Source organism: Agromyces sp. Y782 (genome assembly GCF_059445405.1).
On the sequence record NZ_JCAIUG010000001.1, the window covers coordinates 2,128,612 to 2,153,539 of the forward strand.

Sequence of the window (24,928 nt, forward strand, 5' to 3'; positions counted from 1 at the left end):
AGGCGAGTGGATGCCGCGGCGCGGCGTTCGCGGGGCCATGGCCCCGCGTGATCAGTGCAGGAGCGCGCGCCAGTCCGCGGGCACGCGGCCTTCGGGCCCGGGCGCCGGCTGGTCGTCGGGGCGGGCGAACGGGGGACTCAGCGGAGTCGACTTGGCCGATGTCTCGGTGACGTAGTCCCAGAACCAGTGCTCGCCTGGCTCGAACGACGTCGCCACGCGGTGACCGGACTCCTGCGCATGCCGGCGGGCGTGCTGCGCAGGCGAGGAGTCGCAGCATCCGACCTGGCCGCAGTCCACGCAGCGGCGCAGGTGGAACCACCAGCCGCCTCCCTCGATGCAGTCGCCGCATCCGGTACCGGTGGGCGGCGGCGCGAACTCGCTCACGCGAACACCTCCGCGGCCGCGAGTGCCTGATGCACCGAGGCGACCGCGCTCGATCCCTCGCCGACCGCGGCGGCCACGCGCTTCATCGAGCCCCGCCGCACGTCGCCGGCGGCGAACACCCTCGGCACCGAGGTCTCGAACGGCAGCGGCATGCGATCGAGGTCGCGCCACGGGTCGCCGAGGCCGACGACGTCGGCGCCGGTGTGCAGGTAGCCGTCGGCGTCGCGCTCGAGGCCGCCCAGCCAGTCGGTCGCGGGCACGGCGCCGATGAAGCAGAACAGGCCGCGGCACTCGACGGTCTGCTCGACGCCGCCGCTGAGCGTGATGCGCTGGAGACTGCCTTCACCCTCGAGCCCGACCACCTGCGTGCCCGTATGCACGTCGATGCGCACATCGTCGGTGATGCGATCCACGAGGTAGCTCGACATCTGCCGCCCGAGGTCGTCGGCGCGCACGACGAGACGCACGCGGCATCCGTTCGCAGCGAGGGCGAGTGCGGCCTGACCCGCGGAGTTCGCACCGCCGACCACCACGACCTCGGCGCCCGCGACCTGGCGAAGCTCGAGGGTCGAGGCCGCGTAATGGATGCCGAAGCCCTCGAATTCCTTCCACCGATCGAGGTCCAGCGACCGGTAGGACACGCCCGTCGTGACGATGAGGGCACGGGCACGCACGACCGCCCCGTCGCCCAGCGTCAGGTGCAGGGCGTCGGCGTCGGCCTCGAGCCGGACCGCCTCGCACGGCGCGATCACGTGCACGCCGAACTTGATCGCCTGCAACGACGCCTGTGCGGTGAGGTCGTCGCCGCTGACGCCGAAGGGGAATCCCAGGTAGTTCTCGATGCGGGAGGTCGCCGAGGACTGGCCACCCGGCGCAACAGCATCGAGCAGCACGGTGCGCAGCCCCTCCGAGGCGCCGTAGATCGCGGCGGCGAGCCCGGCCGGCCCGGCACCGACCACGGCCAGGTCGACGGTGGCGTCGTCTTCGGCGGCGTACGCCAGGCCGAGCACCTCCGCGAGCTGTCCGGGAGTGGCGTTCGGCAGGTTCTCGCCCTGCACGACCGCGACGGGCAGGTCGTCCGTCGAGACTCCGTGGTGCGCGAACACGGCCGCCGTCTCGGGGTCGTCGATGTCGGCCCACGTGTGCACGAGGTCGAGCCGCTCGGCGTACCGTCGCAGTGTCACGGCCTCGCGCGAGCGGCCGGAGCCGATGATCTTGAGCGTCCACGCGGCGGGTCCGCGCCGCAGTTGTTCGCGCCTCGCCCAGAGCGTGCGCAGCATGAGGTCGCAGAGCTCGTCGTCTTCGGCCATCAGGCGTTGCAGCGACTCGTGGTCGATGCGGTGCACGCGGCCGGCTTCGACGACGCGCGCCGTGAGGAACGCGCGCTGCCCGTTGAGCAGCCCGAGCTCGCCCGCGAACGACCGCGGGCCGAGCGTTGCGATGCGTGTCTCCTCGATCCACTTGAGCGGTTCGCGAACGATGTCGACGGTGCCCGACTCGACGAGGACGAGGTCGTACCAGCGGTCGCCCGCCGCGAAGAGCACGTCGCCGGTCTGCGTCGGCGTCGGCGCGCCGTAGCGCAGCATCCGTTGCCACTGCGCATCGGTCGGTTCGGGGATGGTTCGGGTTCGTGTGGTTCCCATGACTCCATCGTGCATGACGAATGCGATTCGCGGGAGGGTCGGTCCCAGATCAGGCCGTCACCCAGATCGCGGCGGCGACCTCGGCGGGCAGGTCGACGTCTACGTCGGCGGCGCCGAGCACCCGCAGGCGAACCTGGCCGGCTGCGACATCCGCGACCCTGATCTCGACACCCGGGCGGATGCCACCGCGCTCGAGTGCTCGCAGCACGGCGGGGTCGCGGTCGCTGATGCGCAGCACCGTGCCGCGGTGGCCGCTCGGAGCTTCGGCGAGGAGCACGGCCGGCTCGCGCTCGAGCGTGCCGTCGCCCGCGGGGATCGGGTCGCCGTGCGGGTCGTGGCGTGGCCGGCCGAGGCGCGCGTCGATCGCCTCGAGCAGCCGGTCGGAGATGACGTGCTCGAGGATCTCGGCCTCGTCGTGCACCTCGTCCCAGCCGTAGCCCATCTGCTGTACGAGCCAGGTCTCGATGAGGCGGTGCCGTCGCACGACGGCGAGGGCGCGGGTGAGGCCGAGATCGGTCAGGCGCACGGCGCCGTACGGCACGTGGGCGACGAGGCCGGCCGCGGCCATCTTCTTCACCATCTCGGTGACCGACGACGGGGCGACGCCGAGGCGCCCCGCGAGCACCGACGGGGTGATGGGGTCGGGCTGCCACTCGGTGTGCGCGTACACCGTCTTCAGATAGTCCTCGATCGCGGGGCTCGTTGCAGGCATCGGCCTCAGGATATCCGGCGATGGGGGGCGAGATTTCTGCGCCGTCAAGGCCGCGATGGATGAATCGTGTCAATTCGTCCGCCGCCGTCTTGACCCGTCCCCGTTCGGAGGCTACGTTCGAGTCCGTACGGAAAGCGCTATCCCACTGACGGGCTGCACGCCCAGACAAGGATTCGACGATGAATCTCGGTACCCATCCGTTCCGCAGCGCGCTGGCGGTCGCCGCAGCCGGCTGCCTGATCGCCGGTGTCGCGCAACCCGCGAATGCCGCGCCGGCATCGCCCTCCGCGTCGGCATCGACTGCCGCGTCAACCGCCGCGTCGGCCGTCGCCGCGCGCACCGGCGGCACCGGCGCCCCGACCGGCGCTCCCCAACTCGAGGAGCTCGACCGCGGCCTCGTCGCCGTCTCGACGAGCGAGGGCGTCTTCCTCAGCTGGCGGCTGCTCGCCTCCGAGGCGACGGGCGCGACCGAGACCGGCCTCGCCGGCCCCGACTTCGCGGTCTCCCGCGACGGCACCGAGATCGCCGTCGTCACCGACAGCACGAACTTCGCCGATCCAGACGGCAGCGCGAGCGCGCAGTACACCGTCGCCCCGGTCGTCAACGGCGTCGAGCTCGAGGCGAGCGCCGCGGCATCCGCTTGGTCGCAGGGTTTTCACGACCTGCCGCTGCAGAAGCCGGCCGACGGTGTGACGCCGGCCGGTGAGGCGTTCACCTACTCGGCCAACGATGTCGCGGTCGGCGACGTCGACGGCGACGGCGCCTACGAGTTCGTGGTCAAGTGGGACCCGTCGAACTCGAAGGACGTCTCGCAGGTCGGCTACACCGGCACCGTCTACCTCGACACCTACGAGCTCGACGGCACGCTGCTGAATCGCATCGACCTCGGCGTGAACATCCGCGCCGGCGCGCACTACACCGAGTTCACCGTGTACGACTTCGACGGCGACGGCCGCGCCGAGACGATGATGAAGACGGCGCCCGGCACGAAGTCCACGGGTTACGCCGCCGATGGCAGCATCACGAACGAGGGCTTCGTCACCATGCCAGAGGCGGATGTCGCGGCGGGATACACGCACGCCGACGACTACCGCATGAGCGCCGCCGACTACCACGAGCACCTCGTGGCGATGTTCGAGGGCTGGACGGAGCATCCGGAGGTCGTCGCAGGCAATTGGCCGGCGACGCTCGAGGAGGCGTTCGGCGCGCCCGTGACGCACGAGGATCCGCTCTCGCACGAGAGCGCCGTCGAGCTCGTCGACTACTTCATCGACGTCTACGCACCGTCGCGCAGCGCCCGCAACGTGCTGCGCAACTTCGAGGGCTTCATCCTCGACGGCCCCGAATACCTCACGGTCTTCGACGGCGCGACCGGTGCCGAGCTCGAGACCATCCCGTACGAGCCCGGTCGCGGCGACGACGGCCTGCTGTGGGGCGACTACGCGATGTCGCGCATCGAGCCGGGCAACCGCGTCGACCGCTTCCTCGCGGGCGTGGCGTACCTCGACGGCGAGCACCCCTCGGCGGTCTTCGCCCGGGGCTACTACACGCGCTCGACGATCGCGACGTACGACTGGGACGGCGAATCGCTCACGCAGCGCTGGTTCGTCGACAGCGGCCACGTGCCGATGACGAACCCGTTCAACGACGGCCCGCACGGGCGCGACGGCACCGACCCGGTGTACGGCTCGATCACGACGCAGGGCTTCCACTCGCTGAGTGCGGCCGACGTCGACGGCGACGGCAAGCAGGAGATCGTGTACGGCTCGGCCACGATCGATGACGACGGCGGGCTGCTCTACAGCTCGTACGATGTGCTGCCCGAGGGCAGCTCGGCTCCCGGCACCGAGGCTCGACTGGGTCACGGCGACGCGATGCACGTCACCGACATCGACCCCGCGCGCCCCGGCCTCGAGATCTTCGCGGTGCACGAGGGCGCGACCGGCGCTCCGTACGGCACGTCGATGCGGGATGCCGCGACGGGCGAGGTGCTCTTCGGCGCCTACTCCGGCCGCGACACGGGCCGCGGCATGATCGGCGACGTGCGCGCCGACGTTCCCGGCATCGAGGTGTGGTCGAGCATGCCCGGCGGCACCGAGGCGAGCGGGCTCCTGTCATCGACCGGCGAGGTGCTCTCGGCAGCGACGCCCGGCACGAACATGTCGATCCGCTGGGCGGCCGACCTCACGACGCAGCTCGTGAACGGCAGCGGCACCGCGACCCCGACGATCGACGACTGGACCCGCGGCACCCTGCTGACGGCCACCGGCACGCTCACGAACAACGGCACGAAGGGCAACCCCTCGCTCGTCGCCGACGTGTTCGGCGACTGGCGCGAAGAGCTGCTCGTGCGCACGACCGACTCGAGCGCGCTGCGCATCTTCACGAGCACCGAGGTGACGACGCACAAGCTCACGACCCTCATGCACGACGTGCAGTACCGAGCCGAGTCCGCCCGCCAGCAGACCACCTACAACCAGCCGTCGTACACGAGCTACTACCTCGCGAGCGACGTCGACTGGTCGAAGGTGCCCGTGCTCACGACGCCGGTCGAGCCGAAGTCGCCGCGCTTCATCGACGTCAGGGGCTACCTGCTCGACTTCATCTTCGTGCCGTTCGATCGTGACGTCGACTATTACCTCGACGGCGAGCAGCTGCGCGCCGGCCTGCACAAGGCGCCGCGCTCCGACGTGAGCATCGTCGCGGTGCCGAAGCCGTACCGCGCGATCGCCGAGGGGGCCGAATCGACCTGGACCCACGACTTCAGCTCACGTCGCTGAGCCGCCGGGTGCATTGAGACCGACCGCCCCGAGTGCCGCATCTTCCGTGCCGGCGCTCGGGGCGGTCCTTTGTAGACTTGCGTCGGTCATGCCGCGACGCTGCCGAGGTTGCGTGCTTCACCATGCGAGCCGCCGCGAGGCTAAGGGCCGAGCGTCGTGACCGGGATCACGTGGATGCCATCGGGCCGGCGCAGTGCGTACCCACTGCTCGTGATGACGGCGAGCACCGCGGGCGTTCCGTGCTTCTCGGTGTCGATGGTCGCCGCGAAGCGGAGCAGGGCTGCAGCCGCGTCATCGACGGATGCAGGGTTGAGTTTGACCTCGAATGCGCCCCAACGTCCGTCGTGTAGCGTGACCACCGCATCGACTTCGTTGCCGTTCGAGTCTCGCCAGGAATCGACGACGCCGTGCAGTGGCTGGGCATAGATGCGAAGATCTCGAAGAGCAAGCGCCTCGAAGTGGAATCCGGTGGCGTTGAGGTCGCGCAGCAACTCTCTGCTGCCGACATCGAGCGCTGCTGGTCCGAGAGATGGGTCGACGAAGTACCGCACCGGGGCGGTGCGCAGGCGTACTCGCGAGCGGAGGTGAGGTCGCCAGGCCTCGGAATCATCGGTCAATCGCAGGCGGTCGATGGCGTCGAGATAGTCGGTGAGCGTCTCGGCTGCGATCGGACCTTTCTCGCCCCCGACGTCTTTCGCAAGCTCGATCTGCTTGGTCGCCTGTCCCACCGACCGTGCGAGGGCGCTCAGGAGTCGGCGGAGATTGCGGGGGTTCCTCCGAGACCCGAGCGATGGAACATCGACCTCGACGATCTGTGTGAGGTAGTCGCCGAGCCACGCTCGAGCCTCGCGTTCCGTGGCATCGAGGAGTGCAGGCCAACCGCCGATCACGATTCGCTCGACGAGCCCGGTCAGACTCAGCCCCGTGTCCGAAGCTGCCTGCGTAGCACCGTCGAGGAGTCGGGAAAGCGACACCTCACCGTTCGAATGACCTGACTCGAAAAGACTCATCGGCCGCATCTGCAGCACCCCGATGCGTCCGGCGCCCGAGTGTCGGTGAGCGTCCGGCTTCGGGGTGGCCGAACCGGTGAGGAGGTACAGCCCTCGACCCTGTCGGCCGTCGACCTCGCGACGTACCCTGTTCCAGATCTCGGGCTCGAGTTGCCATTCGTCGAACAGGATCGGCGTCGGTCGCTCGAAGAGCAACTCCGGCGCGAGGGTGATGGCGGCTCGCGCTGATGCATCCTCATCGAGTCGAATAACTGTGCTCGCGATGCGTGATGCCGTCGCAGTCTTGCCGCTCGCCTTGGGGCCCTCGACGAGGACTGCGCCCATCGCGCTCATGCGATCAGCGAGTTCGCGGTCTGCGACTCGGGGGAGGTACTTGACCATGCCCTGATCCTATGGCGCCCGGGTCGCATATTCGAGGTTTTGCATCCTGGTGAGTCGAAGTTTTGCATAACATCGAGTCGATGTTCTGCATACTGGTGAGTCGAAGTTTTGCATAACATCGAGTCGATGTTCTGCAGCGGCGCGATTCGAAACGCTGCACGGAGCCGGGCGTGGGAAGCGGCTCACGCCCCGCTGAACACGAGCCAGAGCAGCACGCCGTTGAGTGCGATCAAGAAGACGGATGCCGCGACTCCCGCCGCGGTCGTCGCCCAGTGGTTCTTCCACCGGCCGAGCACGCCCGCCTTCGCAGTGAGCACGACGAGCGGCACGAGCGCGAACGGGATGCCGAACGAGAGCACGACCTGGCTGAGCACGAGCGAGAGGGTCGGGTCGAAGCCGAGCCAGAGGATCACGAGCGCCGGGATCAGGGTCACGAGCCGGCGGAAGATCAGCGGCACCCGCACGTGCAGCAGCCCGTGCATGATCTCGGCGCCCGCGTATGCGCCGACCGAGGTCGAGGCGAGCCCCGAGGCGAGCAGGCCGACGGCGAAGAGGGTCGCGATGACCGGGCCGAGCGCGACTCCGAGCGCGGCGTACGCACCCTCGAGGCTGTCGGTGCCCTCAACGCCCGAAAGATTCACCGCGGCGAGCAGCAGGATGCAGAGGTTCACCGTGCCGGCGATCGCCATCGCGATCGACACGTCCCAGCGGGTGGCGCGCACGAGCACGCCGGTCGGCACCTCGGTCGCCGTGCCGGGCGCCAGCTCTGGCGCGGCCGTGCCGCGCTTGATGCCGAAGCCGTGCCACGCGATCTTGTTCGATGCCACGGGTCGGGCGCGCCGGGTTGCGAAGCGGTCGCGAGCGAGCGCGGAGTGCGCATAGATGGCGTGCGGCATGATCGTCGCGCCGAGGATGGATGCGGCGAGCAGCACCGAGTTCGTGTCCGCGAAGCGCGGCACGAGGCCGGCGAGCAGACCCGCGGGGTCGGGCGGGGCGACGAAGACGCCGACGGTGAAGCCGATCGCGATGATCGCGAGCAGGCCCATGATGACGAACTCGAAGGTGCGCGGGCCGCGCCGCGACTGGAGCACGAGCAGCACGATCGACACGGTGCCCGTGATGAGCCCGCCCCACAGCAGCGGCACCCCGAAGAGCAGGTTGAGCGCAACGGCGCCGCCGATCACTTCGGCGAGGTCGGTCGCCATCGCGACGAGCTCGGCCTGCAGCCAGTAGGCGCGGCGCCCCCAGCGGTTGCGGATGCGGCCGCCGAGCACCTCGGGAAGGCTGCGCCCGGTGACGATGCCGAGCTTCGCCGAGAGGTACTGGATGAGCCACGCCATCACATTGCCGAGCACGACCACCCAGACGAGCAGGTAGCCGTACTGCGCACCGGCGGTCATGTTGCTCGCGACGTTGCCCGGATCGAGGTAGGCGACGCCCGCCACGAGAGCGGGGCCGATCAGCCAGGCGACCCGGGGCACGGATGTCGCGCGCTTCGGGTTGCCGGCGGACTCGGGTTCGCCCGGGGCATCCGTCGACCGCACCTGATCGTCGAGCTCGTCGTCGAGAGTTTTCGGCATACCGAAAACGTAGCAAAATTTAGGCATACCGAAAACCCCCATCGCACGTTTCCCCGACACACCTCCGCACCTGGATTGCACACGGTGGCGGGTAGCGTGGGTTCGTGAGCGAAGAGCCGAACGACGAGCCGAGCGAAGCGGATGTCCCCGAGCCCTCGCTGACCCACGGCGTCGGCCCGTGGCCTGGCGGCGAGGCGGAATGGCCCGCCGACGAGCACTTCGACCCCGAGCTGCTCGAGCACGGCGACACCCGCAACGTCATCGACCGCTACCGGTACTGGCGCATGGACGCGATCGTCGCCGACATCGACGAGCACCGGCACCCGTTCCACGTCGCCATCGAGAACTGGCAGCACGACATGAACATCGGCTCGATCGTGCGCAGTGCCAACGCGTTCGCCGCCGACACGGTGCACATCATCGGCCGCCGCCGCTGGAACAAGCGAGGTGCGATGGTCACCGACCGCTACCAGCACGTCGAGTACCACCCGGATGTCGCGGCGTTCGCCGAGTGGGCGCACGAGGCATCCGTGCCCGTCATCGCCGTCGACAACGTCGAGGGCGCCGTCCCGATCGAGGCGTTCGCATGGCCCGAGCGCTGCGTGCTGCTCTTCGGGCAGGAGGGCCCGGGGCTCTCGCCCGAGGCGACCGAGGCCGCCGATGCCATCGTCGAGATCACGCAGTACGGCTCGACCCGCTCGCTCAACGCGAGTGCCGCGGCCGCGATCGCGATGCACTCCTGGGTGCTCACGCACGCCGTGCCCGCGTCCATAGGCCCGTCGATCGAGTAGGGAGCGCCAGCGAGCGTATCGAGATCTGGAGTCTCGATACGCTCCTTCGTCGCTACTCGACCAACGGGCGGCGCGTGCCAGACTTGGCTCGATGACGGTCATCGACAACGCGATCTACCGCGACGGCGCGCGCGTCGCGACGCCGGCGAGCCTCGACGAGACCTTCGAGACGCGAGCCGAGCACGGCGGGTTCGCCTGGATCGGCCTCTACCGCCCGACCGACGAGGAGCTCGACGCGGTCGCACAGGAGTTCGGCCTGCACCCGCTCGCCGTCGAAGACACCCGCAAGGGGCATCAGCGCGCGAAGCTCGAGCGCTACGGCGATTCGCTCTTCGTGGTGCTGCGCCCGGCCCGCTACCTCGACGCTGAAGAGGAGGTCGAATTCGGCGAGCTCCACCTCTTCGTCGGCAAGGACTACGCGATCAGCGTGCGCCGGGCCGAGTCGCCCGACCTCGCGAAGGTTCGCAAACGGCTCGAGAGTTCACCCGAACTGCTCGCAAAGGGCCCTGAAGCTGTGCTCTACGCGATCCTCGACGAGGTCGTCGACGAGTACCTCCCCGTGCTCGCCGGCCTCGAGAACGACATCGACGAGATCGAGGAGCAGCTCTTCGACGGCGACCCGATGGTCACCCGCCGCATCTACGATCTCTCGAGCGAGGTCATGGAGTTCCAGCGGGCGACTCGGCCGCTCGTCGACATGTTCCAGGCGCTCGAGCGGGGATTCGAGAAGTACGGCGTCGACCTCGAGTTGCAGCGTTACCTGCGTGATGTGCTCGACCACGTGATCCGTGCGGTCGAGCGCGGCGAGTTGTTCCGTCAGCTCCTGCAGAACGCCCTCACGGTGCACGCCACGCTCGTCGGGCAGCGTCAGAACGACGAGATGAAGCGCCTCACCGAGACGAGCCTCGCCCAGAGCGAGCAGACGAAGAAGATCTCGAGCTGGGCGGCGATCCTCTTCGCTCCCACCCTCGTCGGCACGATCTACGGCATGAACTTCAGGTACATGCCCGAGCTCGACTGGCCGTGGGGCTACCCGTTCGCCGTGCTCCTCATGGTGGTGCTCGGCTTCGGCCTCTACCGATTGTTCAAGCGGCGCAACTGGCTCTGAACGTGCGCCGATTCACCCGAGGATGCTCGGTTCGAGGTCGTGCAGCGTGCGGTAGTGCGTCATGCGGGTGACCCCGATCGCGGCGATGACGAGTCCTCCGACGAGCCAGCAGGCGAGCACCGTGGCATCCGTCACCGTGCGCGAGAGGTCACCGCCGTACATGAACTGCCGCATCGCATCGACGACGTAGCTCATCGGCAGCACATGGTGCAGGGCCGCGAGGGGCCCGGGCAGGGTCTGCCACGGGAACGTGCCGCCCGCCGTCACGAGCTGCAGCACCATGAGCACGAGCCCGAGAAACTGGCCGACCTCGCCGAGCCAGACGTTCAGCGCGAGGATGATCGCGGCATAGGTGACCGAGGCGAACATCATGGTGCCGAGCGTGCCGAGTGGATGCACCATGGTGAAGTCGAGTGCGAAGGCGAGCACGAGGTAGAGCAGACCCATCTGCAGTACGCCGAGCAGTCCGGGTGTCATCCAGCCGGCGAGCGTGACGCGGAACGGCGAGTGCAGCGCGGTGACCGCCCGACGCGAGATCGGCTTCACGATGAGGAAGAGGGCGTAGATGCCGATCCAGCCGGCCAGTGCCGCGAAGAACGGTGCGAGGCCGGCGCCGTAGTTGGCGGCGGCGGCGACGGCGCTCGTCTCGAGCGCAACGGGATCGGCGATCGTCGCGGCCTGCGCGTTGCGGGTCTGCTCGCTCGAGTCGGGGATCTCCGCGGCACCGCTCGTCAGCGCGTCGCGCAGCTCGGCGGCGCCGCTCGAGAGCGTGCCGGCGCCGGAATTCAGTGTGCCTGCCCCGCTGTTGAGCGTGCCGAGCCCGGTGCCGAGCGTGCCGATGCCGTCGCGCAGCGTGACGGCACCGTCGGCGAGCTCCGCGCTGCCGGAGGCGAGTTCGTCGATCTGCCCGACGACCTCCTGCACCCGCTGGTCGCCCGCCTCCAGATCGGCGCCGATCGGGTCGAGCCGTGCGAGCACGGCATCGATGGTCGCTTGATCGAGACCGGCCGCTGCGAGGTCGGCGGCGAGGTCGGCGCGTGCCTGCGGCAGGGCGGCGGTCACGTCGGCGACGGCCGCACCGACGCGATCGGCGGCGGTTGCGAGTTCGGCGTTGCCGTCGGCGACGCGAGCTGCACCGTCGGCGAGGGTCGTGGCACCCGCGCCGAGCTGGGCGGCACCGTCGACGGCGCTTCCCGTGCCCGCGAGGAGTTCTGCGGTGCCCGAAGCGAGCTCGGCGGCGCCGTCGGCGAGTTGTGCCGCCCCGTTGCCTGCCTCGACGATCTTGCCGCGGATCGTCTGGATCGAATCGAGCAGCGTCGTCGCCGCTTCCCGGCCGACCTCTTGGGCGACAGTCGTGCGGATCTTCTCGATGGCCTGCGAGCCGATCGTGCTCGCAAGATAGCTGTTCGCGTCATACGTCTGGAGCACGAGCTCGGCCTGGCGCGGGTCATCGCCCGACACCGAGGTGAGCGCCTCGGAGAAGTCCGCGGGAATCGTGATCGCGAAGTCGAACTCATCGCGGGCGAGGCCCTCTTTCGCCTCTTCGGCCGAGACCCGATGCCAGTCGAAGGCATCACCCTTCAGCAGCTTGTCGGCGACCTCGTCGCCGACGTTGCGGGCCGGCGTGTCGCCGTCGGCAGGCACGCCGGTGTCTTCGATCACGAGGGCGACGGGAATCTCCGACAGCTTCGCGTACGGGTCCTGGTTCGCCCAGAGATACAGGCCGCCGTAGAGGATCGGCACGGCGATGAGCGCGAGGAGAGCGAGGCGCGACATCGTGGTGGACATGAGTCGCCGCAGTTCGGCGGCGATCATCTGCGGCACCTTCATGCGCGGCAGCTTCATCTGCGGAGCCTTCATGCGAGGCCCCCCGCAGCGAGCGCCTGTTCATCCTCGTCGCCCCCGCGCATCCGCGAGATCATCGCGGCGGCGCCGATCGCCGTGGCCGAGGCATCGCCGGCGATCATGAGCACGGCGAAGCCGCGTTCGGCGAGGTCCTTCGCCTGCTCCCACCAGACCACCGGGTCTCCGCCATGCCGGTCGGGCGCGACGACCACGAGCCCCTCGACCCCCGTGCGGAGGATCGCGAGCTCGGTCATCAGCTGCAGGCGTTCGCGTGGGGCGACGTTGGCGATGGGCACTCGGGCGAGCTCATCGAGGCCCATCTCCCGGAGCCAGCGCTTCACGGCGATGGGGTTGGAGGCCCGCCCCGCGAACATGAGCTCTTCGGCGACGACGCCGGCGACCGTCACGCGCGGAGCCGGGTCGGAGACGTCGGGGGCATCGACGAGTGCGACCCGCCGGCGGAGGGACGCGGCATCCTGGCGGCCGTCGAGTTCCACCGTGCCGGCGTCGGGGTGCATTCGCCCCGACGCGAGCAGGCCGAGCACGGTCGGTCGCTGTTCGGTCTCGGCGCGAGCGAGCGTCGCCCGCCCGGATTCGTACGAGAGACTCATGTTGGGCAACGCTTGCCCGTCTCGACCCTTCGCCACCCCGCGCAGTTCGATCCTCATGGCTGCCTCCCCGCTGGCATCGCCGTATCTCTGCAGTGTACAAAAGCTGCTGCCCTTCCGGTGGCTTGCGATCGCGGTTAGCGTTGGGGCATGACCGAGATCACCGACGATCTGCCCGCTCGACTCATGCACGAGGAGCACGCCGGCTGGCGGGCGATCGTCGAGGGGCGGGGCGGTGAGCATTACCTGCGGGCGATGACTCGCGATGCGCTCATGGTCGTCGAGGGGGCGATGCTCGGCCGTGACGAGATTCTGGCGGCCTTCCGCAAGACTCCGCCGTGGGAGACCTACGAACTGCACGAGCCCGCCGTCATCCGTCTCGGCGACCGCGCCGGCATCGTCGTGTACCGCGCCGTGGCCACGCGCGGCGACGACACCGTCAACCTGCGCATGTCGACGACGTACCTCTACGACGACGGCGCGTGGCACGTCGCGGCGCACCAGCAGACGCACGCCTGACCCGGCGAGCGCCGACCGGATGGCTCAGCCGGCCGGCTCAGCCGAGTGGTTCAGTCGGTGCCGAGGTCGAACGCCGCAGCCTCGATCGCGGCATCCGTCGCCGCTTCGAGGTCGGTCTCGGTCTCGCCGGCGGTGATCTCGGGTGCTTCGCCCTGAGTGAGGTCGCCCACGAGCTTCGCGGTCTCGCCGCCGACGATGCCCTGCTTCGCGTACTGCTCGAGGCGGGCGCGCGAGTCGGCGATGTCGAGGTTGCGCATGGTCAGCTGGCCGATGCGGTCGAGCGGGCCGAATGCCGCGTCGCCCACACGCTCCATGGAGAGCTTGTCGGGGTGGTAGCTGAGTGCAGGGCCGCGCGTGTCGAGGATCGTGTAGTCGTCGCCGCGGCGTAGGCGCAGGGTGACCTCGCCCGTGACGGCCGAGCCGACCCACTTCTGCAGCGACTCGCGCAGCATGAGCGACTGCGGGTCGAGCCAGCGGCCCTCGTACATGAGACGGCCGAGACGGCGGCCCTCTTGGTGGTAGCTCGCCACGGTGTCTTCGTTGTGGATCGCGTTGAGCAGGCGCTCGTAGGCGATGTGCAGCAGTGCCATGCCGGGCGCCTCGTAGATGCCCCGGCTCTTCGCCTCGATGATGCGGTTCTCGATCTGGTCGGAGACGCCGAGGCCGTGACGGCCGCCGATCGTGTTCGCCTCGAGTACGAGGGCGACGGCGTCGGCGAACTCGGCGCCGTTGATCGTGACGGGGCGGCCCGCCTCGAACCCGATCGTGACGACCTCGGCCGCGATCTCGACGTCGTCGCGCCACGAGGGCACGCCCATGATGGGTTCGACGATCTCGACCCCGGTGTCGAGGTGCTCGAGGGTCTTCGCCTCGTGCGTCGCACCCCAGATGTTCGCGTCGGTCGAGTAGGCCTTCTCGGCCGAGGCGCGGTAGGGGAAGCCGCGCGCGACCATCCACTCGCTCATCTCGGTGCGGCCGCCGAGCTCGGTGACGAACGCCTCGTCGAGCCATGGCTTGTAGATGCGCAGGCGGGGATTGGCGAGCAGGCCGTAGCGGTAGAATCGCTCGATGTCGTTGCCCTTGTAGGTCGAGCCGTCGCCCCAGATGTCGACGTCGTCTTCGCGCATCGCGCGCACGAGCAGCGTGCCGGTGACGGCACGGCCGAGCGGCGTGGTGTTGAAGTAGGTCTTGCCGCCCGAGCGGATGTGGAACGCGCCGGTGGCGAGGGCGACGAGTCCCTCTTCGACGAGCGCCGAACGGCAGTCGACGAGACGGGCGATCTCTGCGCCGTACTCCTTCGCGCGGTCGGGGACGACCTCGACGTCTGGCTCGTCGGGCTGGCCGAGGTCGGCCGTGTAGGTGCAGGGCACCGCGCCCTTCTCGCGCATCCAGGCGACCGCGACGGAGGTGTCGAGACCTCCGGAGAAGGCGATGCCGACGCGTTCGCCGACGGGGAGGCTGGTCAGGACTTTCGACATGGACTCCAGCCTACTTGGGCTACGGGTTTCGGTTGTCGCGTCGCTCCTCCTCAACCCGCGGAGCGACCCCCGCGATAAGGTTGAGTGTGACTGCAGATCAATCAGCACCGGAGTCAGAGGCGTCCCTCGCCGACGAACCCGAGGTGCGGCAGGCGCTCGCCGATGGCGACCGCGCGTCGGTCTCGGCAGTCGTCGCGGGGCATCCGTCGTCGCCGCTCGCCTGGACCGAACTCGCAGACCTCGCCGATTCAGAGGGTCGAGCCATCGAGTCCTACGCGTTCGCGTCGGTCGCGGCCGACCTCGCTCGCGCGCAGCTCGCCGCAGGCGGCTGGCAGCCGGGCGACCTCGTCGCGTGGGCCGACGAGCCCAACCGCGCCTATCTGCGCGCCCTCGACACTCAGAGGCGCGCTGCCGCGAACCTCGGCCTCGACGACCGCGCCGCGCAGCTGGCCGACGAGCTCGCGACCGCAGACGCCGAAGCGCCGGCGCGCATCGCCTCGGAGTACACCCCAACGCAGCTGATTCCCGTCGTCACCGCGCGCCCACCTTTCACGCCTGCGACATCCGTCGAGGCACACACCGGCGACCCGATCGCCGAACCCGCCGTGTCCGACGCGGCAGGAGCAGGAGAGGACTGACATGCCCGCAGCCGTACTGATCGGTGCACAGTGGGGCGATGAGGGCAAGGGCAAGGCGACCGACCTGCTCGGCTCGCGCCTCGATTACGTCGTCAAGTTCAACGGCGGCAACAACGCCGGGCACACTGTCGTCGTCGGCGACGAGAAGTACGCCCTGCACCTGCTGCCCTCCGGCATCCTGACGCCCGGCGTCACGCCCGTGATCGCCAACGGCGTCGTCGTCGACATCGAGGTGCTGTTCGAAGAACTCGAAGCGCTCGAGAGCCGGGGGGTGGATGTCTCCAAGCTGCGCGTCTCCGCGAACGCGCACCTCATCACGCAGTACCACCGCACCCTCGACAAGGTCACCGAGCGTTTCCTCGGCAAGCGGCAGATCGGCACGACGGGCCGCGGCATCGGCCCGGCGTACGCCGACAAGATCAACCGGGTCGGCATCCGCATGCAAGACCTGTTCGACGAGAACATCCTGCGGCAGAAGGTCGAGGGTGCCCTCGACCAGAAGAACCACTTGCTCGTCAAGGTCTACAACCGTCGCGCGATCGGCGTCGACGAGGTCGTCGACGAGTTGCTCGGCTACGTCGACCGCCTGCGCCCGATGGTCACCGACACCGCGTTGCTGCTGCACCGGGCGCTCGACGCCGGTGAGACGGTGCTCTTCGAGGGTGGCCAGGCCACGATGCTCGACGTCGACCACGGCACGTACCCCTTCGTCACCTCGTCGAATGCGACGAGCGGCGGGGCCGTCACCGGCTCTGGCATCGCACCGAACCGCATCGACCGCGTCATCGCCGTGGTGAAGGCCTACACGACCCGCGTCGGCGCGGGGCCGTTCCCGACCGAACTGTTCGACGAGTGGGGCGACTTCCTCACCGAGCAGGGCCACGAGTTCGGCACCACCACGGGCCGGCGCCGCCGCACCGGATGGTACGACGCGCCCATCGCCCGCTACGCGTCGCGCATCAACGGCGTCACCGACTTCGTGCTCACGAAGCTCGACGTGCTCACCGGCATCGAGCGCATCCCCGTGGCGGTCGCGTACGACGTCGACGGCGAGCGCTTCGACGAGGTGCCCGTCTCCCAGTCCGACTTCCACCACGCCAAGCCGATCTACGAGGAGTTCCCCGGCTGGACCGAAGACATCACCGGCGCGCGTGAGTTCTCCGACCTGCCCGCGAACGCGCAGGCATACGTGCGCGAACTCGAGGGCATGAGCGGCTCGCGCATCTCGGCGATCGGCGTCGGTCCCGGCCGCGACGAGATCGTCACGCTGCACGACCTGCTCGAGTAGAGCCGACCGGGCGCCGACGAACGAGAAGGGGGGCGGATGTCCGTGACATCCGCCCCCCTTCTCGTCGGTTCGACTACTTCTCGGTGCCGATGGCCCCGTCGATGTTGTCGCGAACCGCGTCGATCTTGTCGGCGTGGTCGCCGGCGACCTTCTTGGCAGCCTCGGCAGCGCCGTTGAGCACCTTGTCGCTGATGTCTTCAGCCTGCTCGCTGTTCAGGACTTCGGAGATTTTCTCCTTGTTGTCCTCGATGAAATCCTTGGCCTTGTTGGTCAGATCGTCAAGAGCGCCCATGGCCCCCCACCTTTCGTTTCGAAGTGGTCGTGCTCTCGTCATCGTAGGGCGGGAGCTTTCCGAGGGGAAGGCCGGCGACACCTGGGGACCCTCCTCGTCGCTCGCCCGTCATGTGCGCTTCACGTGCGTCGTGGCAGACTCGAACAGTGACCGCGACGCGCCCTGCCGACGATGAACTCGTCGGCCGTTTCATCCGACTCAGCCGGTTCGCCGAGGCCGACGTGCCCGAGCTGTTCCAGGCCCTCTGCCGGCCCGAGGTCTTCGCAGGCGGGTACGGCGGCGGCCTCGCTGGATTGCCGGCCGACCTTGGCGGGTTCGAGGTGTTCGCGCGGTCGTACTACTCGGGCGGCGAGTCCGCGATGCCGTGGACGGTGCGCTTGCGTGGCGGCGCCGACGACGGCCGCGTGGTGGGTGCGACCAAGCTCGGCGATTTCGACCTGCCGAACGAGTCGACGCACATCGGGTGGACCGCCTACGACCCGGGCGTCTGGGGCACCGCGGTGAACCCCGAGACGAAGCTGCTGCTGCTCGATCTCGCATTCCGAAACGGGTTCGGCCGGGTGAAGATCCAGGCCGACGCGAACAACGCGCGATCCCGCGGGGCGATCGAGAAGCTCGGCGCACGACTCGACGGCGTCATGCGCCGCCACAAGCGCCGCGCCGACGGCAGCTGGCGTGACAGCGCGGTGTACTCGGTGATCATCGACGACTGGCCCGCCGTGCGGGCGGGCCTCGAGGGGCGCCTCGCGGCGCGTGGTGAACTGCCGGTCGAGGTGCGCGGAGAGCAGCGGCACTGAGTCCGAGGCGCTGGCTCCTGGCACCTAGCTCCAGAGCTTCGAGGCACCGTCGATGATCGCGGCGGCCCCGCCGACGTAGGCGATCACGATCACGGCGATGCGTGCCGCGTGATGCGGGATGCGACGGTGCAGGAGTTCGCCGAGCCCGAGGCCGATGAGCAGCGCGCCGATGACGAACGGCCAGGCGCCCGGCTCGAGCTCGGGCATCGCCCACCCGGTCGCGCCGAGCTTTCCCACGAGCGATGCGACGCCGATCACCACGAAGTACGGCTGGGCCGTGGCGGCGAAGGCCGCCTGCGGCCAGCGCGTCGAGACGGCGTAGACGCTGAGTGCGGGCCCGCCGACCCCGGCCGAGGCGTTCATGAATCCGGATGCCGCGCCGGCGACGATGGCCGGAGTGCGACCGGTCGCGACGTGCTCGGTGCGGGTCATCGCGAGCGAGACCGTGAGCGCGACGATCACGAGCACGCCGACTCCCAGTTGCAGCACGGGGCCGGGCAGGTTCGCCGCGACGAGGGCTCCGGCGACGGTACCGGCGATCGCCGGCACGACGAGCCAGCCGAACCGCCGCCACTCGACGTGACGCCACACCCTCGGCAGGATCAAGAGCGAAGAGAGCACCGCGCAGAGATTGACGACGATGACGCCGTCGAACGGCCCGAGCAGGATGACGAGCGCCGGTGCCGCGATGAGCGCGAAGCCCATGCCGGTGATGCGCTGGGCCAACGCGCCGAGGAGCACCGAGACGGCGACGGGCAGAAGCACCGGTGCAGTCTACCGACGGCCGCCGTCGGGGTCATCCGCCGCACGCGTCGGCCCCGTCACGGGCGCCGATGCCGATCCGCCGGCCGGCCCCACTGCCGGAACGACCTTCGGGCCGGCCTCTGGCACGTGCAACCGGGTGAGGAACGCGTCGGTGCCGCGCGGCACGCCCCGGCGGTCGGCGCGGGAGACGAGCACCGTCACGGCGACCGCGATCGGCACCGTCCACGCTGCGGGCTGCTCGAGGAACGGCCTCAGCGAGGGGGCGGCGGCCGTGAGGAGCGGGCCGCCGAGGATCGCCACGCCCGACAGCACGGCGCCCGTCAGCATGCCGGCGATCGCCCCGCGTGCGGTCAGGCCGCGCCACCAGATGCCGAGGATCAGCATGGGGCAGAGCGTCGACGCCGTGAACGCGAAGACGAGCCCGACGCTGCCGGCGAGACCGGCAGACTCGGTCGTGAGCGCGACGAGGAGCGGAATGAACGAGGAGACGACCGCCGCGATGCGGAACCCGCGCACACTGCCGCCGAGCAGGTCTTGGCTGATGACGCCGGCGAGCGAGACGACGAGACCCGACGAGGTGGAGAGGAACGCGCCGAACGCACCCGCGATCACGAGGGCCGTGAGCAGGTCGCCCCCGATTCCCGGCACGAGTCGGCCGGGCAGCAGCAGGATGAGCGCGTCGGCCTCGCCGGAGGCGGCGAGATCGGGCGCGAACGCGCGGCCCAGGAGACCGAACGCGGTGGGGAAGAGGTAGAACACCGAGAGCAGCACGAGCACGATGATCGTGGTGCGGCGGGCGGCGACGCCGTCGGGGTTCGTGTAGAAGCGCACGAGGACGTGCGGCAATCCGAGGGTGCCGAGGAGCAGCGCCACCATGAGCGAGACGGTGCGGTAGACGTCGAGGTCGGACGGGCCCGCCGCAGTCGGGAACGCCTCGGCGGGCGTGAGCTGCGGCGCCGGCTCGCCGCCGCCGAGGATGAGCAGCAGCGCGACGACCGGCACCGCGAGCGCGGTGAGCTTCAGCCAGAACTGGAACGCCTGCACGAAGGTGATCGAGCGCATGCCGCCGGCAGCGACGATGACCGCCACGATGACGGCGACGGCGAGCGAGCCGACCCACGAGGGCAGCCCCGTCGTGATGCGTACGGTGAGGGCCGCGCCCTGCAATTGCGGCACGATGTAGAACCAGCCGACGACGATGACGAGCGTCGAGGTCACCCGCCGCGCCCACTTCGATTCGAGGCGTGCCTCGGTGAAGTCGGGGATCGTGTACGCGCCCGAGCGGCGCAGCGGCGCAGCGACGAAGAGCAGGAGCATGAGGTATCCGGCCGTGTAGCCGATCGGAAACCACAGCGCGCCAGAGCCCTGCAGCAGGATGAGTCCGGCGATGCCGAGGAACGAGGCCGCCGAGAGGTACTCGCCGCCGATCGCCGAAGCGTTCCACCACGGCCGCACCGTGCGGGAGGCGACGTAGAAGTCGCTCGTCGTGCGTGAGACCCGCAGCCCGTAGAAGCCGATGAGCGCCGAGGCGAGGGCGACGGCCGCGATCGCGGTGTAACCGATGACGGGATTCACTCCGACTCCGTGAGCGAGCGGTAGCGCGCCTCGTTGCGCGTGGCGGCGCGCACGTAGAGCGCGCCGACCGTGATCGTGAGCGGGTAGACGCCGACGCCGAGCAGCAGCCAGGACGCGGGCACCCCGAACACGAAGGTCCCGTCGAGCTCGGGCACGAGGGCGATCGCGAACACGAAGAGGCCCGTGGCCACGGCGAAGCCGACCGCGAAGACGATCGCGAGCCGCAACTGCGAGCGGATGAGCGAGCGCACGTACACGCCGGCGATGTCGCTCGTCGGCGCCCCGGTGCCGTGCTGCGGCAGCGGGCGAGCGGATGCCCCGGCGACGCCCTGTCGCGGAGCGGTGACACGCACTCGGGGCGGCGGCCCAGCGGCATCCGCCCGCCCGCTCGACGACTCGCTCACGTCTACGTCCTCGGCCGGATCATCGCCTGGTCGAGCCGGTCGCGCAGCGCCGGCAGCAGTCGCCGACTGACGGGCAGCTCGGCCTGGCCGACGGTGACGCTCGGATGGTCGGAGCCCAGCCGGATGCGGCTGAGGTGCGGCAGCGACACGAGATACGAACGGTGCACGCGCACGAACCCGGCGTCGACCCACTGCCGCTCGAGATCGCTCATCGGCACCCGCACGAGGTAGCTCGCCTCTTCGGTGTGCAGTCGGGCGTAGTCGCCCTGCGCCTGCACGTAGCGCACGTCGTCGCGGCGGATCATCCGGGTCGTGCCGCCGAGGGAGACGGCGATCATCTCAGGCGCAGCGGATGCGTCGGGGTGCGCCTGGTTCGATGCGCCGGCCTTCAGCGCCTCGACGATGCGGCCGACCGAGCGGCGCAGCCGTTCACTTCGCACGGGCTTCAGCAGGTAGTCGACCGCGGCGAGGTCGAACGCCTCGATCGCCCCCTCTTCGTCGGCCGTGACGAAGACGAGCACCGGCCGATGCTCGAACCGGGCGAGTGCGCGGGCGAGGTCGAACCCGGTGAGCCCTGGCATGTGGATGTCGAGGAACGCCGCGTCGACCGGCTCCCGCGTGAGCAGGCGGATCGCCTCGGCGCCCGAGGCGGCCTGATGGATCACGCCGACCCGAGGATCCTGCCCGAGAAGGAAGGCGAGCTCGTCGATCGCGGGCTGCTCGTCGTCTGCGATGAGCACGGAGATCATGGCTCCAGTCTCCCATCGGCGCTCGCCGAGCTCGTCGAAGCGCGCATGCCGGTGGAGCTCCCTTCGACAGGCTCAGGGAGCGCTCGCGGGCGTCTCGGGCCCGATTTCGGCACGCGCATGCGCACGAGCGTGCCCGCGCCGACGTTCGTCTCGACGACGAGGCCGTGCTCGTCGCCGTAGACCTGCCGGAGACGCGCATCGACGTTGCGCAGGCCCACATGCTCACCTCCGGCGGCGCCGCCCGCGAACACCGTCGTGAGTGCCTCGGGGTCGATGCCGACGCCGTCGTCCTCAACGCTGAGGTCGGCGAACGCGCCGGAGTCGGCTGCGGTGATCGTGATGCGGCCGCCGCCCTCCTTCGACTCGAGGCCGTGCCGAACGGCGTTCTCGACGAGCGGCTGGATCGACAGGAACGGCACCACGGTCGAGAGCACCTCGGGCGCGATCTGCAGCGTGACTTTCAGGCGCTCGCCGAATCGGGCCCGTTCGAGACGCAGGTAGCTGTCGATCGAGCGGAGCTCTTCGGCGACCGTGGTGAAGTCGCCGTGCCGGCGGAACGAGTAGCGGGTGAAATCGGCGAACTCGAGCACGAGTTCGCGCGCCTGCGCGGGGTCCGTGTTGATGAACGAGGCGATCGCGTTCAGGGAGTTGTAGATGAAGTGCGGGCTGATCTGTGCACGCAGCGCCCGCACCTCGGCTTCGGCGAGGGCGGCGCGCGAGGCATCGAGTTCACCGAGCTCGACCTGGGCTGCGACCCAGGCGGCGACCTCACCCGTGGCCCGCACGAGGCCCGCGCGCACGGGGGAGGCGAACGCCACGATCGCCCCGAGTGGGCCGGTTCCGCCGAGGATCGGCGCGACGACGGCATCCGTCTCCCACGCGCCGATGGGAATGCGTCGTTGCACCTGCTGCTTGCCGCTGGCGAGTGCCGCTGCGGCGAGCCGCTCGGCGACCGGACGCACGGCATCATCGCCGTCGATCGCGATCGTGCCCGAGCGGTCGACGATCGCGAGGCTCGCGCAGCCGAGGAGCGTTCGCAGATGCTTGCCTGCACGCATCGCGTCGAGTTCGTCGATGCCGCCGCGCAAGTGCTCAGCCGCCCGTGACGCCAGGTGCAGTGTCTGATAGGTCGCCTGCTCGGCGTCGGTGCCGAGCTCCTTCGAGGCCAGCACGATGCGCCGCAGGAACAGCACCAGCCCGACCGCGAGCGCTCCGCCGACCGCGCCGAGGGCGGCAGCGAGCAACATCGACTCGGACATGCACGCCAGCGTAACCGCTCGACCCGGCGCCGATCGCTCGTCGTGTCGGGTCCGCCATTCGTCGCACCGTCGACACCGTTCGTCGACGACGAACGGCATGCGCCCCACGCCGCCGGCCGGGAGCGCGAGAGTGGGCCGACCGAACACTCGATGCGGCGTGCGATCCGTTCGCCGCTTTCCCTGAAGGAGACGCGATGGGCAACGAAGCCCCGAGCGCGGAGACTGAGACGGCCCCGGCCGTCGACTACCGCGCGGTGCAACAATCCGAAGAGTTCCAGCGTCTGCGTTCGAAGCACCGGAGGTTCGTCTTCCCCGTGCTCGGCGCCTGCCTCGTCTGGTACCTCGCCTATGTGCTGCTGGCCGGCTACGCGCACGATTTCATGTCGACGCCCGTGTTCGGCAGCGTCAACGTCGCGATCCTGCTCGGTCTCGCGCAGGTCGTCACGACGTTCGCCGTGACCACGTGGTACGTGACCTACGCCAACCGTGAGCTCGACCCGATCGCCGCGGACCTCCGCGAACGCATCGAATCCGGGGCGTCCGTCGGGGCATCCGTCACCGAATCGGAAGGTGGCCGCTGATGCTGCACCTCGAAGCCGCCCCCGCCACCCAAGTCGGTGAGCCCTGGCTGAACATCGCCATCTTCGGCGCGTTCGTCGCGATCACGATGATCATCGTGTTCCGTGCGAGCCGCAACAACAAGACCGCCGCCGACTACTACGCCGCCGGCCGCTCGTTCACGGGCGGCCAGAACGGCTCGGCGATCGCGGGCGACTATCTCTCGGCCGCGTCGTTCCTCGGCATCGTCGGCGCGATCGCGATCACGGGCTACGACGGGTTCCTCTACTCGATCGGCTTCCTCGTGGCGTGGCTCGTCGCGCTGCTGCTCGTCGCTGAGCTGCTGCGCAACACGGGCAAGTTCACGATGGCCGACGTGCTCTCGTTCCGCCTGAAGCAGAAGCCCGTGCGCATCGCGGCCGCGACGACGACGCTCGTCGTCTGCTTCTTCTACCTGCTGGCTCAGATGGCGGGCGCGGGCGGTCTCGTCTCGCTCCTGCTCGGCGTGGGCGACCAGCTCGGCCAGGCGCTCGTCATCACGGTCGTCGGCGCGCTCATGATCCTCTACGTGCTCATCGGCGGCATGAAGGGCACCACCTGGGTGCAGATCATCAAGGCGATCCTGCTCATCGCGGGCGCCGGCGTGATGACCATCTGGGTGCTCGCGATCAACGGCTTCAACTTCTCGACGCTGCTCGACAACGCGGTCGCGGTCGCGGGCAACCCCGAGATCCTGAACCCCGGCATCAAGTACGGGGTCTCGGAGGTCGCGAAGGTCGACTTCCTCTCGCTCGGCCTCGCCCTCGTGCTCGGCACCGCGGCCCTGCCGCACGTGCTCATGCGCTTCTACACGGTGCCCACGGCCAAGGAAGCCCGCAAGTCGGTCGTCTGGGCGATCTGGCTCATCGGCATCTTCTACGTGTTCACGCTCGTGCTCGGCTACGGCGCGGCGGCCCTCGTGGGCGCCGACGTCATCGCGGCAGCGCCCGGCGGCCCGAACTCGGCGGCCCCGCTGCTCGCGTTCGAGCTCGGCGGGCCGGTGCTGCTCGGCCTCATCTCGGCGATCGCGTTCGCGACGATCCTCGCGGTCGTCGCCGGCCTCACGATCACGGCTGCGGCCTCCTTCGCCCACGACATCTACGCGAGCGTCGTGAAGAAGGGCAAGCCCGCACCGGGCGCCGAGGTCAAGGTGGCTCGTCGCACGGTGGTCATCATCGGCATCGTCGCGATCATCGGCGGCATCGGGGCGAACGGCCAGAACGTCGCGTTCCTCGTGGCGCTCGCCTTCGCGGTTGCGGCGTCGGCGAACCTGCCGACGATCGTCTATTCGCTCTTCTGGAAGCGCTTCACCACGCAGGGCGCCCTGTGGAGCATGTACGGCGGCCTCGCGTCGGCGATCATCCTCATCATCTTCTCGCCGGTCGTCTCGGGCTCCGTGACGTCGATGCTGAAGACGGAGGACATCAACTTCGCGATCTTCCCGCTCTCGAACCCGGGCATCGTCTCGATTCCGCTGGCATTCTTCCTCGGCTGGCTCGGCACGGTGCTCGACAAGAAGAAGGAAGACCCGCTGAAGCAGTCCGAGATGGAGGTGCGCTCGCTGACCGGCGTCGGCGCCGAGAAGGCGACCCAGCACTGAGATCTCCCGGCGGCGGGAAATCCCACCCGCCGCCGGGAACCGTTTCGACCCGGCGGCATCGCCTGCCCAGCCGGGTCGAACGAACACAGAGGGGCGGATGCCGCGGCATCCGCCCCTCTTGTCTT

The 24,928-nt window shown here is 69.6% G+C and carries 23 protein-coding genes; 9 read left to right on the plus strand and 14 right to left on the minus strand.

What is annotated here, in order from left to right:
- Positions 1-51: 51 nt before the first annotated feature.
- From AC1C2S_RS09825 to AC1C2S_RS09835, 3 genes are read right to left on the minus strand one after another with little or no spacing between them, the layout of a single operon-like run.
- Entirely contained in the window at positions 52-384 is a 333-nt protein-coding gene (locus AC1C2S_RS09825) for a UBP-type zinc finger domain-containing protein (protein WP_495352336.1), read from the minus strand.
- Positions 381-2,027: an FAD-dependent oxidoreductase gene (locus tag AC1C2S_RS09830; RefSeq protein WP_495352337.1), complete on the minus strand. Its 1,647-nt coding sequence runs from the start codon at positions 2,025-2,027 to the stop codon at positions 381-383. Before AC1C2S_RS09830 ends, AC1C2S_RS09825 begins: the two co-directional genes overlap by 4 nt.
- Positions 2,028-2,076: 49 nt before the next feature.
- Positions 2,077-2,739: a metal-dependent transcriptional regulator gene (locus AC1C2S_RS09835; RefSeq protein ID WP_495352338.1), complete on the minus strand. Its 663-nt coding sequence runs from the start codon at positions 2,737-2,739 to the stop codon at positions 2,077-2,079.
- A 179-nt stretch (positions 2,740-2,918) separates the two neighbouring features.
- Here AC1C2S_RS09835 and AC1C2S_RS09840 point away from each other — a divergent pair, with 179 nt between their 5' ends.
- Positions 2,919-5,519, plus strand: coding sequence for a rhamnogalacturonan lyase (locus tag AC1C2S_RS09840; protein WP_495352339.1), 2,601 nt, complete (start codon positions 2,919-2,921; stop codon positions 5,517-5,519).
- Positions 5,520-5,659: 140 nt separating this feature from the next.
- Here AC1C2S_RS09840 and AC1C2S_RS09845 read toward each other — a convergent pair whose 3' ends face one another.
- Positions 5,660-6,910, minus strand: a complete 1,251-nt coding sequence (locus AC1C2S_RS09845; protein WP_495352340.1) for an ATP-binding protein — start codon at positions 6,908-6,910, stop codon at positions 5,660-5,662.
- A 182-nt stretch (positions 6,911-7,092) separates the two neighbouring features.
- Positions 7,093-8,490 (minus strand): Nramp family divalent metal transporter, encoded by a 1,398-nt coding sequence (locus AC1C2S_RS09850; protein ID WP_495352341.1) that lies wholly within the window; start codon positions 8,488-8,490, stop codon positions 7,093-7,095.
- Positions 8,491-8,594: 104 nt separating this feature from the next.
- Between AC1C2S_RS09850 and AC1C2S_RS09855 the strand changes: the two genes are divergently transcribed.
- On the plus strand, positions 8,595-9,281 hold the full coding sequence (locus AC1C2S_RS09855; protein ID WP_495352342.1) for a TrmH family RNA methyltransferase: 687 nt from the start codon (positions 8,595-8,597) through the stop codon (positions 9,279-9,281).
- A 91-nt stretch (positions 9,282-9,372) separates the two neighbouring features.
- A complete protein-coding gene (gene corA, locus AC1C2S_RS09860; RefSeq protein ID WP_495352343.1) occupies positions 9,373-10,389 on the plus strand; it encodes a magnesium/cobalt transporter CorA in 1,017 nt (338 codons plus the stop codon).
- Between the two features lie 12 nt (positions 10,390-10,401).
- On the opposite strand, the gene AC1C2S_RS09865 is transcribed toward corA, so the two are convergent.
- Both AC1C2S_RS09865 and AC1C2S_RS09870 read right to left on the minus strand, forming a co-directional pair.
- On the minus strand, positions 10,402-12,219 hold the full coding sequence (locus tag AC1C2S_RS09865) for a YhgE/Pip family protein (RefSeq protein ID WP_495353231.1): 1,818 nt from the start codon (positions 12,217-12,219) through the stop codon (positions 10,402-10,404).
- 26 nt (positions 12,220-12,245) lie between these two features.
- The gene (locus tag AC1C2S_RS09870; protein ID WP_495352344.1) at positions 12,246-12,902 is read right to left on the minus strand and encodes a hypothetical protein; all 657 of its coding nucleotides are present in this window, start codon (positions 12,900-12,902) and stop codon (positions 12,246-12,248) included.
- A 90-nt stretch (positions 12,903-12,992) separates the two neighbouring features.
- On the opposite strand from AC1C2S_RS09870, the gene AC1C2S_RS09875 reads away from it, so the two are divergent.
- Positions 12,993-13,361 carry a nuclear transport factor 2 family protein gene (locus AC1C2S_RS09875; protein WP_495352345.1) on the plus strand — a complete coding sequence of 123 codons (369 nt, stop codon included), beginning with the start codon at positions 12,993-12,995 and terminating at the stop codon, positions 13,359-13,361.
- Between the two features lie 50 nt (positions 13,362-13,411).
- On the opposite strand, the gene argG is transcribed toward AC1C2S_RS09875, so the two are convergent.
- Positions 13,412-14,839, minus strand: coding sequence for an argininosuccinate synthase (gene argG, locus AC1C2S_RS09880; RefSeq protein ID WP_495352346.1), 1,428 nt, complete (start codon positions 14,837-14,839; stop codon positions 13,412-13,414).
- Positions 14,840-14,925: 86 nt separating this feature from the next.
- Between argG and AC1C2S_RS09885 the strand changes: the two genes are divergently transcribed.
- Both AC1C2S_RS09885 and AC1C2S_RS09890 read left to right on the plus strand, forming a co-directional pair.
- Positions 14,926-15,477, plus strand: coding sequence for a DUF3151 family protein (locus AC1C2S_RS09885; RefSeq protein ID WP_495352347.1), 552 nt, complete (start codon positions 14,926-14,928; stop codon positions 15,475-15,477).
- Between the two features lies 1 nt (position 15,478).
- Positions 15,479-16,765 (plus strand): adenylosuccinate synthase, encoded by a 1,287-nt coding sequence (locus AC1C2S_RS09890; protein ID WP_495352348.1) that lies wholly within the window; start codon positions 15,479-15,481, stop codon positions 16,763-16,765.
- Between the two features lie 73 nt (positions 16,766-16,838).
- Here the strand turns inward: AC1C2S_RS09890 and AC1C2S_RS09895 are convergent, their stop codons facing one another.
- Complete coding sequence (locus AC1C2S_RS09895; RefSeq protein WP_495352349.1) at positions 16,839-17,057, minus strand: hypothetical protein; 219 nt, start codon at positions 17,055-17,057, stop codon at positions 16,839-16,841.
- 146 nt (positions 17,058-17,203) lie between these two features.
- Between AC1C2S_RS09895 and AC1C2S_RS09900 the strand changes: the two genes are divergently transcribed.
- The gene (locus tag AC1C2S_RS09900) at positions 17,204-17,854 is read left to right on the plus strand and encodes a GNAT family N-acetyltransferase (protein WP_495352350.1); all 651 of its coding nucleotides are present in this window, start codon (positions 17,204-17,206) and stop codon (positions 17,852-17,854) included.
- 24 nt (positions 17,855-17,878) lie between these two features.
- On the opposite strand, the gene AC1C2S_RS09905 is transcribed toward AC1C2S_RS09900, so the two are convergent.
- Genes AC1C2S_RS09905 through AC1C2S_RS09925 form a run of 5 tightly spaced genes read right to left on the minus strand, consistent with a single transcriptional unit; the run spans position 17,879 to position 22,606 of the window.
- A complete protein-coding gene (locus AC1C2S_RS09905) occupies positions 17,879-18,619 on the minus strand; it encodes a sulfite exporter TauE/SafE family protein (RefSeq protein ID WP_495352351.1) in 741 nt (246 codons plus the stop codon).
- A gap of 9 nt (positions 18,620-18,628) precedes the next feature.
- Positions 18,629-20,194 carry a sodium/solute symporter gene (locus AC1C2S_RS09910; RefSeq protein ID WP_495352352.1) on the minus strand — a complete coding sequence of 522 codons (1,566 nt, stop codon included), beginning with the start codon at positions 20,192-20,194 and terminating at the stop codon, positions 18,629-18,631.
- Positions 20,191-20,598 carry a DUF485 domain-containing protein gene (locus AC1C2S_RS09915; RefSeq protein WP_495352353.1) on the minus strand — a complete coding sequence of 136 codons (408 nt, stop codon included), beginning with the start codon at positions 20,596-20,598 and terminating at the stop codon, positions 20,191-20,193. The genes AC1C2S_RS09910 and AC1C2S_RS09915 overlap by 4 nt, the downstream gene beginning before the upstream one ends.
- 2 nt (positions 20,599-20,600) lie before the next feature.
- Complete coding sequence (locus AC1C2S_RS09920; protein ID WP_495352354.1) at positions 20,601-21,347, minus strand: LytR/AlgR family response regulator transcription factor; 747 nt, start codon at positions 21,345-21,347, stop codon at positions 20,601-20,603.
- Positions 21,344-22,606 (minus strand): sensor histidine kinase, encoded by a 1,263-nt coding sequence (locus AC1C2S_RS09925; RefSeq protein WP_495352355.1) that lies wholly within the window; start codon positions 22,604-22,606, stop codon positions 21,344-21,346. Before AC1C2S_RS09925 ends, AC1C2S_RS09920 begins: the two co-directional genes overlap by 4 nt.
- 194 nt (positions 22,607-22,800) lie before the next feature.
- On the opposite strand from AC1C2S_RS09925, the gene AC1C2S_RS09930 reads away from it, so the two are divergent.
- Together AC1C2S_RS09930 and AC1C2S_RS09935 are read left to right on the plus strand one after the other, a co-directional pair.
- A complete protein-coding gene (locus tag AC1C2S_RS09930; protein ID WP_495352356.1) occupies positions 22,801-23,187 on the plus strand; it encodes a DUF485 domain-containing protein in 387 nt (128 codons plus the stop codon).
- Entirely contained in the window at positions 23,187-24,803 is a 1,617-nt protein-coding gene (locus tag AC1C2S_RS09935) for a monocarboxylic acid transporter (protein WP_495352357.1), read from the plus strand. Before AC1C2S_RS09930 ends, AC1C2S_RS09935 begins: the two co-directional genes overlap by 1 nt.
- The last annotated feature ends 125 nt before the right edge of the window (positions 24,804-24,928 follow it).

What these genes read in the sequence shown, in the direction of transcription:
- AC1C2S_RS09830 (WP_495352337.1), bottom strand. Translation starts at nt 2,027, where the DNA reads ATGGGAACCACACGAACCCGAACCATCCCCGAACCGACCGATGCGCAG.
- AC1C2S_RS09835 (WP_495352338.1), bottom strand. Translation starts at nt 2,739, where the DNA reads ATGCCTGCAACGAGCCCCGCGATCGAGGACTATCTGAAGACGGTGTAC.
- AC1C2S_RS09840 (WP_495352339.1), top strand. Translation starts at nt 2,919, where the DNA reads ATGAATCTCGGTACCCATCCGTTCCGCAGCGCGCTGGCGGTCGCCGCA.
- AC1C2S_RS09845 (WP_495352340.1), bottom strand. Translation starts at nt 6,910, where the DNA reads ATGGTCAAGTACCTCCCCCGAGTCGCAGACCGCGAACTCGCTGATCGC.
- AC1C2S_RS09850 (WP_495352341.1), bottom strand. Translation starts at nt 8,490, where the DNA reads ATGCCGAAAACTCTCGACGACGAGCTCGACGATCAGGTGCGGTCGACG.
- corA (WP_495352343.1), top strand. Translation starts at nt 9,373, where the DNA reads ATGACGGTCATCGACAACGCGATCTACCGCGACGGCGCGCGCGTCGCG.
- AC1C2S_RS09865 (WP_495353231.1), bottom strand. Translation starts at nt 12,219, where the DNA reads ATGAAGGTGCCGCAGATGATCGCCGCCGAACTGCGGCGACTCATGTCC.
- AC1C2S_RS09870 (WP_495352344.1), bottom strand. Translation starts at nt 12,902, where the DNA reads ATGAGGATCGAACTGCGCGGGGTGGCGAAGGGTCGAGACGGGCAAGCG.
- AC1C2S_RS09875 (WP_495352345.1), top strand. Translation starts at nt 12,993, where the DNA reads ATGACCGAGATCACCGACGATCTGCCCGCTCGACTCATGCACGAGGAG.
- argG (WP_495352346.1), bottom strand. Translation starts at nt 14,839, where the DNA reads ATGTCGAAAGTCCTGACCAGCCTCCCCGTCGGCGAACGCGTCGGCATC.
- AC1C2S_RS09890 (WP_495352348.1), top strand. Translation starts at nt 15,479, where the DNA reads ATGCCCGCAGCCGTACTGATCGGTGCACAGTGGGGCGATGAGGGCAAG.
- AC1C2S_RS09895 (WP_495352349.1), bottom strand. Translation starts at nt 17,057, where the DNA reads ATGGGCGCTCTTGACGATCTGACCAACAAGGCCAAGGATTTCATCGAG.
- AC1C2S_RS09920 (WP_495352354.1), bottom strand. Translation starts at nt 21,347, where the DNA reads ATGATCTCCGTGCTCATCGCAGACGACGAGCAGCCCGCGATCGACGAG.
- AC1C2S_RS09925 (WP_495352355.1), bottom strand. Translation starts at nt 22,606, where the DNA reads ATGTCCGAGTCGATGTTGCTCGCTGCCGCCCTCGGCGCGGTCGGCGGA.
- AC1C2S_RS09930 (WP_495352356.1), top strand. Translation starts at nt 22,801, where the DNA reads ATGGGCAACGAAGCCCCGAGCGCGGAGACTGAGACGGCCCCGGCCGTC.
- AC1C2S_RS09935 (WP_495352357.1), top strand. Translation starts at nt 23,187, where the DNA reads ATGCTGCACCTCGAAGCCGCCCCCGCCACCCAAGTCGGTGAGCCCTGG.